Source organism: endosymbiont of Lamellibrachia barhami (assembly GCF_011947365.2).
In the GTDB taxonomy this organism is placed as follows: Bacteria; Pseudomonadota; Gammaproteobacteria; order Chromatiales; family Chromatiaceae; genus QGON01.
On sequence record NZ_JAAVSH020000001.1, the window covers coordinates 1,410,112 to 1,417,948 of the forward strand.

The following is a 7,837-nucleotide window of genomic DNA, read 5'->3' on the forward strand; positions in this document are numbered from 1 at the left end:
ACAGGCGTACTTCGTTCCGAGATTACGTATTGCTATTCGATATGAAGACCCTCGACGACGCCTTCAATGCCGCAAAGAACGCATACCCCGTCTGCGAAGACAACGAACAGGCCGCCAGACGTTTTTCACGAAATTCGCGAATACGTCCGAAAGCCAGAACCCGGACGGCAGCGGACTCGGCACATTGGGGCGGACACAGTCGAAAAGATGCGGCCCGGAGTGAAGGAATAGGCGGCTAAGGCTAAAGGCTAAAGGCTTTCAAGTATGTGTCGGTGTTTGTTATGTGCAAGTATTATTTTATGAATTATAAAAACGACAACGTTTGGCTTATCCGGTGGCACGGTCTCCTTTCGCCTTTAGCCTTTCACCTTTAGCCTTATTTAAAATGTGCAACGCGAATATTCTAATCATCGGCGGCGGTATCTCCGGCCTTTCCACTGCATGGTGGCTGGCCGAGGGTGGCGCTCGACCCGAGGTCTGGGATGCAGCACCACGCCTGGGCGGCAAGATTCGCAGTCATAGTGAATCCGGTTATCTGACCGAGGATGCCGCCGGTATTCTGATGAACTTTCACCAGGAAGTGGATCAGTTGATTGAGGCATCGGGCCTGTCCGATAAGAAGATTTCACGCGGCACCGATATGCGCCGCTATGTGGTACATAAAGGTGAGCTTCGACCGGTTCCTATGAAACTACCCGCCTTGTTGGCATCACCCATGTGGAGCCTGCGGGGCAAACTGCGTATGGCGACGGAGTTGCTGGTAGCAAAAGGGGGGCACGAACGGGAGACCGTGAGTGAGTTCATCCGGCGTCGATTGGGCAGCGAAATTCTGGAAAAGGTGATGGACCCTTTCATCGCCGGCACCCTGGCATCTGATCCCGATAGGGCAAATGCCTGGGCCGTACTGCCACGACTGACGGCTCTGGAACGCCGCTATGGCAGTTTTACCAGCGGGATGTTTATCAACCGGGTACTGCATAAAAAAGGCCGCGCCAACATAGCCGAGGCATTTTCATTCCTTGGCGGTATGGCACAATTGACGGAACAGATGGCGGCACACCCAGCCATCAACACGCGCAGAGGCTTCAAAGCGGTGGATATTGAACCCGCAGACAAGGGCGGTTGGCGCGTTACCGGCGTGGACAGTCAAGGCATTGAGATCACCCGCCGTTTCGCACAGCTTGTGATAAGTACGCCGGCACCCGCTGCAGCAGATCTCCTAAACCCCATAAACCGGGAGCTTGGAAAATTGCTGCAGGGTATCGAGTATGCGCCGTTGACAGTGCTCCATCTGGGCATGGCGCGAGATAACATCGCGCATCCGTTGGATGGAACAGGATTTCTCGCCCCCCGTCAGGAACAGCTCAGTTTCAATGGCAATATATGGATGAGTACACTTTTTCCGGACCGGGCTCCCGAGGGTAAGGTACTGCTCACCAGCTATATCGGCGGTGCCCGCCATCCCCATCGTTGCAGTTGGAGTGAACAGCAGATGGTCGGCAACACCCTGCACGATCTGCGGCAGCTGGTGGGAGTGACCGGTGAGCCGGAATATGTCCGTAGGGTGCAGCACACTCAGGCACTGCCGCTCTATCACGGACACTACTATGAGCGCACCGAATCGATCAGGTCACAATTGGGCAAACATCACGGCCTCCATCTGGCAGCAAACTACCTTGATGGGGTTTCGGCCAGGGACCGCATCATTCAGGGCGCTATTACAGCCCAGCGTCTACTCAACAGCAGGCAATCGGTCAGTCGGAAACCCGCTGCTCACGTTAATCCGGCAGTTGTCCACTGAGCAATGAAAAACACTTCCTTACCCATGCAGGAGACAAAAAGCGAATTCAGGCTCTGGCGGCTGATTGCCGCGGTTTTGGTGATCCTGCTGGTCATATCGGCAAGCGCGCAGTGGTATGCACGCAACATCACCCTGCCCAGACACTGTGAAAATCCCCAGGAGACCCTGACTTTGGCGCGGCGGGTGATCACAGAACGCACACCCGCCGGTGAAGGCTCCCGCACGCCCTATATCAAAGCGGCCCGGCTGACATTTCTGATACCCAGAGAGAGCGAAGAGCCCATCGACAGTTACATGGAACGGTTGCGTCACTACCTGGATCAACAATGCCGCTGAGCCCCCCACCTTCACCACTCACCCGATTGAGCCTGGTAAAAGGATTCCTGCAGATTTTTGTGCCGCTGCTGTTGGTATTGGTCGTGGTGGGGTTTATGCACTATTTCACGCTCTACACTACCGAGCGGGTGAGCCGGGAATCGAGTGAAACACTCAATGTCGGCCTGGCGCGCCGCATGATCGCCAGCGATATCAGCGCAGTGGTCAGCGATCTGCTTTTTCTGGTGGAACATATCGAGCGACAAAAGATCTTTGAGATGGATCTTGCAACCATGCGTGAGCAGATCGGTCTGGAGTTTCTCGTATTTGCGGAGAAAAAACGGCTCTATGACCAGATACGCTTCCTCGATGAGCGGGGCATGGAGGTGGTGCGGATCAATTTCAACGACGGTAATCCTGCTGCCATTCCCATTGCAGAATTGCAGAACAAGGCCACACGTTACTATTTTCAGGAAGCCTCTCAGCTGGCATCGGGCAGTATCTACGTTTCACCACTCGACTTAAATATAGAAGCGGGAAAGATTGAATACCCATTGAAACCGGTAATGCGATTCGCCGCTCCGGTTTTTGATGTCCAAGGCAACAAACGCGGCATCCTCCTGTTGAATTTTCTCGGTGATCGTCTGATCGACAACTTTACCCATGCAGCCGCCAATATTGGCGAACATATTGAACTGGTAAACAACGAAGGATATTGGCTCAGCAGCCCGGTCTCCCAGGATAATTGGGGATTCATGCTGGGAAAAGATGCCACATTTGGCAAAAGGCACCCCGTTGCCTGGAGAGAGATCAGCGCATTTAACTCAGGCCAGTTCGAGTTGGGGGATGGTCTGTTTACCTTTGCCACCGTGCATCCTAACCAGGCTGCACTGGAGACCACGGCAGCATCAATCGACGCAGTCGGACAAAACGAACTCAGGCAGGGTAATTATTGGAAAATCATCTCCAGAGTACCGCCAAGCGAAATCTACTCAAGCATGCCGTTGTTTCTGCGTACGCACTTTGCCCTGTATCTCGCTACCTTCATGTTGATCGGCATAGGTTCCGCCTTTCTCGCTTACTCTCACCTCCGTCACCGCCGGGCCGAGGCACAGAGTGAATACGAACAGCGGTTCCGCCATACCCTGGAAAATATTGAACTGGCTGCGGTGTCCCTGGACAGATCCGGCAATATCCGTTTCTGCAACAATCACTTTTTGGCGCTCACCGGCTGGCAACGTCATGAGGTGGTCGGCGAGCACTGGGTGGGAAAATTTTCACCGCGGGAAAGTGATGAGGAGGTCAAACATGTACTGGAGAGAATGGCCAACCCGGAAGATTTCCCTACCCATCTTGAGACCCAGGTGATGACAAAACAGGGGACCCTGCGTCTCATTACCTGGAACAACACCCTCTCCTACGATGCCGAGGGTGAGGTTATCGGCGTCACCGGCATCGGCGAGGACATCACGGAAAAACGCCATGCCGAGAATGAGCTGCATAAGCTTTTCATGGCCGTTGAGCAGAGTCCCAGTATCGTGCTGATCACCGATCACCAGGGAAAGATCGAGTATGTGAATCCGAAATTCACCGAAGTGACCGGTTATCTGCCAAAAGAGGTCTTTGGCAAATACCCCAGCCTGCTGAAATCCGGGGAGACCTCGAACAGTGAATATGAAGCCTTATGGCAGGCAATCTCACACGGGGGAGAGTGGCGGGGAGAGTTCCACAACCGGCGCAAGAATGGCGAGCTCTACTGGGAGGCCGCAGTCATCTCGGCCATCCGCGGTACGAATGGCGACATTACCAACTATCTGGCGGTGAAAGAGGATATCACCGAACGCAAAAGGCTGGAGCAGGAGGTCGAGGCCAGCAATCTGGAGTTGGCACAATCCCAAACCCTGACAGCGATGGGCCGCATGGCCAGCATGATCGCCCACGACCTGCGCAATCCACTCTCCTCGATAAAGATGACACTACAGATCCTGGGTAAACAACCGGGAGTAACCGACGATGACAAGGTCAACGAACTACGTCAGATCTCACTGAGCCAGGTCCGTTATATGGAAGAGATCCTGTCGGACATGCTCACCTACTCCCGTCCCGATGCCATCAACCAGGAGTGGATCTCCCTGGAGAAGGTCATCGACACCGCAGTGGGACTCTCTCAGCGCAAAATCGACGAACACAATGTGCATCTGCAGACCCTCTATCAGCCCGGTCTGCCAACCATCTTCGGCGACGCCAATAAATTACGCCAGGTCTTCTCCAACCTGATCGTGAACGCCGCCCAGGCCACAGAGGCAGCCGAAAACCCGCAGGTTACCATTGAAGCAATGGTGGAACTCGGCGCCCAGGGAACAGGACTACGCATCGAGGTGTGCGACAACGGCTGTGGTATCGACATCGCCGATAAGGCCAAGATCTTCGAGGCCTTCTATACCACCCGCTCTCAGGGTACAGGACTGGGGCTGGCAATCGTCAAACGCATCATCGATCAACACCACGGAACCATCGAACTGCATCCTAATGCACCCAAGGGTACCTGCCTCTCCATAATCATACCGACAACACCACAATCCCCGGAGACGATCGACGATCAACCGGTGGAGGAAACAACATCATGAGCAAGATACTCATCGTGGATGACGACATTGCAAGCTGTCGTACGCTGCAACTACATCTGCAAACCCAGGGATACGATGTCAAGATTGCTCACAGCGTGGAGAGTGGACTGACTCAGGCTGATGCTGACACACCGAAACTCGTGATACTCGACATCCGTATGCCAGGGATCTCGGGCCTCGAAGGACTGCCTGAGTTCAAAAAACGTTTCCCGGTAACCCACGTCATCATGATCACTGCTTTTCACGACATGGAGAGCACTATCGAGGCGATGCAGAAGGGGGCGGATGACTATATCCACAAACCCATCGACATCGACGAGCTGGAAGCCGCTATCGAGAAACTGCTCGCCTTCAGGGACGGCTCAGAGGATATGGTGCCCACGCAAGCGCCACCGAAAGGCAGCAACCCACTCACCATGGTGGGCAGAAGCCGCGCAATGAAAGAGGTCTTCAAAACCATCGGACTGGTGGCAAAAAGCCCGGCGACGGTACTGATCACCGGTGAATCAGGCACCGGCAAGGAGTTGGTGGCGCGCGCCGTCCACCGCGCCAGTGAAAACCCCGAGGGTCCGTTTGTGGCAATCAACTGTGCCGCACTGGTGGAAACCCTGCTTGAGTCCGACATGTTCGGACATGAGAAGGGTGCCTTCACCGGTGCAGTCAGCCGCCAGGAGGGTAAGTTCGCCCTGGCCAGAGGTGGCACCATCTTTCTCGATGAGGTGGGTGAACTCTCCCCTTCAATGCAGGCAAAACTACTCCGGGTACTGCAGTACAAGGAGTTCACCCCACTCGGTGCCAAGATGCCGCAAACCACCGACGCACGGCTCATCACCGCCACCAATCTCGACCTGAGTGAGCAGGTTAAACGGGGGAACTTCAGAGAGGATCTCTTCTATCGCCTGCAGGTGGTGAACGTCCATCTGCCGCCCCTGCGTGATCGCAAAGAGGATCTGATGGATCTCATCCAGACGCTGCTCGGGCGTATCAACAAAGAGCTGCGCCGAAATGTTAGCCACATCTCCAAGGATGTGCTCCAGTGTCTCGAATCCTACCAATGGCCGGGCAATGTCCGTGAATTGGAAAACCTGCTGATGAAGTGCGTCGCGCTCTCCCCCGGTGACAACATCACCCGCGATCTGCTACCTGACAACATTCGCTGCTGCGGCACGGTAGCAACCGCCGGAGAGTCTAAAGAGAAACCGATGGAAGAGTGGAGTCTGGAAGAGATGGAGAAGACGCATGTGGCGCGTGTCCTGAACGCCACCCACTGGCACAAGGGCCGGGCCTGTGAAATTTTAAGGGTTTCAAGGCCACGACTGCGGCGCATGATCAATCAGTTCCAACTCGTCTCACCCACTGGTGAAATCGATGAAGATGAGGAATCGACAACGATCAGCAATGCCTGATCAAATACCCGACTTCAAAGGTTCCTTAAGGAGCATCTGAACGACTACTGATCATGATTCGTCAGAGGATCCTTAAGTAATTCAAACAGCGCTGCCGCCTTGTCATAGGTCTCCTGATATTCCGCCTCTGCGGTGGAATCCGCAATGATGCCGCCACCCGCGCTGAACTGCAGGGTGTTGCCTCTCTGCAGCAACGTCCTGATTGCGATATTGGTATCCATATCGCCATTGAAGCCGATATAGCCAATGGCTCCGCAATAGACGCCCCGCCGTTGCGGTTCGAGCTCCTCGATGATCTCCATCGCCCGCAATTTGGGGGCACCGGTAATGGAGCCGCCGGGAAAACAGGCACGCAGCAGGGTGAGTGCGTTCTCCCCATCAGCAAGTTCACCTTCGACAGTACTGACCAAGTGGTGAACCCGGGCAAAGCTCTCGATCTCAAACAGGCGGCTCACCTCGACACTGCCCGTTGCACAGACCTTACCGATATCGTTGCGCAGCAGGTCTACGATCATCAGGTTTTCGGCCCGATCCTTTTCACTGTTTTTAAGTTTCACCAGAGAGAGTCGGTCTGCGCCGGGATTTTCATGGCGTGGCGCCGTGCCTTTGATGGGACAAGTCTCCACATGCCGTCCCGTGAGATGCAGAAAACGCTCAGGCGAAGAGCTCAGAATTGCGGCGTAGGGAGACTCCAGGTAGGCACAGAATGGCGCCGGATTGACCTTGCGCAGTCGTTTGTAGACCTCCCAGGGCGCACCCTGCACCTCTGCATCGAAACGCTGGGCAAAATTGACCTGATAGCAGTCACCCTCGCGGATGTAGCGCTGGATGCGCTGAAAAGCATCATGGTAGGCACTCTCCGTCAGATTTGAGCGGATATCCGTCACGTGAAAGGGCTCGGATGTGACGTTTGAGGGTCTGCTCAATTCATCGACCAACCGATCCCAGTTCTCTCCGGTTGCCGCATCCCTGCCCTGCCCCACAAGCCAGGAGTTCTCAGCTTGATGATCGATGACCACCGCCCAGTCGTAGATGCCGATAACCATCTCGGGCAGGCCATCGGTATCCTCCGCCAATACCGGCAGCTTTTCGAAACGGCGCGCCAGATCGTAGGAAAACCAGCCGATGGCCCCACCTGTGAAGGGCAGATCAGTGTCGGGAGGCTGCTGCTTAGGCGCAAGATAACGATAGAGCAGTTGCAACGGATCCTGGCTGGAAACAGTGGAATCGTTGCGGGTAAGTATCTCTGTCTTCTCCCCACGCGTTACCAGTCTCACAGTGGGGTCGGCGGCGAGGATATCGTAACGCCCCTGTGACGTCATTGGATAGGCGCTGTCGAGAAAGACCGGCCAGGGGAGATCGCGGATCGATTCGAACAGCCGCGCACTGTCCTTGCAATATGGCAGGCGTTGAATTCGAAGTGTCATGGGGGAGTGAACCGTATGCAACCGTAGGCCGGTTCAAGCTTGCGGAACCGGCAAACATCGTTTGCCATAGCGAGTGATTTGCCTGATCCGCTACGCTTGATCATGCCTACGTCCCCCCTCCCGGCAGGGAAGGGGAATTTAGCCCGCTCAGACCTCGAAGGGGTGACGACGAATGATCGTCTCTTTGCGGTCGGGTCCGGTAGAGATGATATCGATCAGGGTATCACACAACACGCCTCAACAGCCAGGTAGTTGCGCGCA

At 55.1% G+C, this 7,837-nt stretch carries 6 protein-coding genes; 5 read left to right on the forward strand and 1 reads right to left on the reverse strand.

Annotated elements, in window-relative coordinates; all coding sequences use genetic code 11:
• From G9Q73_RS19200 to G9Q73_RS06375, 5 genes are all read left to right on the forward strand, one after another.
• A partial coding sequence (locus G9Q73_RS19200; protein WP_218649932.1) for a hypothetical protein occupies positions 1 to 239 on the forward strand: 239 nt, incomplete at its 5' end.
• Between the two features lie 146 nt (positions 240 to 385).
• Positions 386 to 1,801, forward strand: a complete 1,416-nt coding sequence (gene hemG / locus G9Q73_RS06360) for a protoporphyrinogen oxidase (protein ID WP_177419048.1) — start codon at positions 386 to 388, stop codon at positions 1,799 to 1,801.
• 3 nt (positions 1,802 to 1,804) lie between these two features.
• Positions 1,805 to 2,137 carry a hypothetical protein gene (locus G9Q73_RS06365; protein WP_246345073.1) on the forward strand — a complete coding sequence of 111 codons (333 nt, stop codon included), beginning with the start codon at positions 1,805 to 1,807 and terminating at the stop codon, positions 2,135 to 2,137.
• Entirely contained in the window at positions 2,128 to 4,743 is a 2,616-nt protein-coding gene (locus G9Q73_RS06370; protein ID WP_177419049.1) for a PAS domain S-box protein, read from the forward strand. The genes G9Q73_RS06365 and G9Q73_RS06370 overlap by 10 nt, the downstream gene beginning before the upstream one ends.
• Complete coding sequence (locus G9Q73_RS06375) at positions 4,740 to 6,149, forward strand: sigma-54-dependent transcriptional regulator (protein WP_177419050.1); 1,410 nt, start codon at positions 4,740 to 4,742, stop codon at positions 6,147 to 6,149. The genes G9Q73_RS06370 and G9Q73_RS06375 overlap by 4 nt, the downstream gene beginning before the upstream one ends.
• Positions 6,150 to 6,193: 44 nt before the next feature.
• Here the strand turns inward: G9Q73_RS06375 and pabB are convergent, their stop codons facing one another.
• Positions 6,194 to 7,576, reverse strand: a complete 1,383-nt coding sequence (gene pabB, locus G9Q73_RS06380; RefSeq protein ID WP_177419051.1) for an aminodeoxychorismate synthase component I — start codon at positions 7,574 to 7,576, stop codon at positions 6,194 to 6,196.
• Positions 7,577 to 7,837 lie beyond the last annotated feature (261 nt).

Excerpts from the sequence above, each read along its gene's own strand:
- G9Q73_RS06370 (WP_177419049.1), top strand. The coding sequence starts at position 2,128 with ATGCCGCTGAGCCCCCCACCTTCACCACTCACCCGATTGAGCCTGGTA.
- hemG (WP_177419048.1), top strand. The coding sequence starts at position 386 with ATGTGCAACGCGAATATTCTAATCATCGGCGGCGGTATCTCCGGCCTT.
- G9Q73_RS06375 (WP_177419050.1), top strand. The coding sequence starts at position 4,740 with ATGAGCAAGATACTCATCGTGGATGACGACATTGCAAGCTGTCGTACG.
- pabB (WP_177419051.1), bottom strand. The coding sequence starts at position 7,576 with ATGACACTTCGAATTCAACGCCTGCCATATTGCAAGGACAGTGCGCGG.
- G9Q73_RS06365 (WP_246345073.1), top strand. The coding sequence starts at position 1,805 with ATGAAAAACACTTCCTTACCCATGCAGGAGACAAAAAGCGAATTCAGG.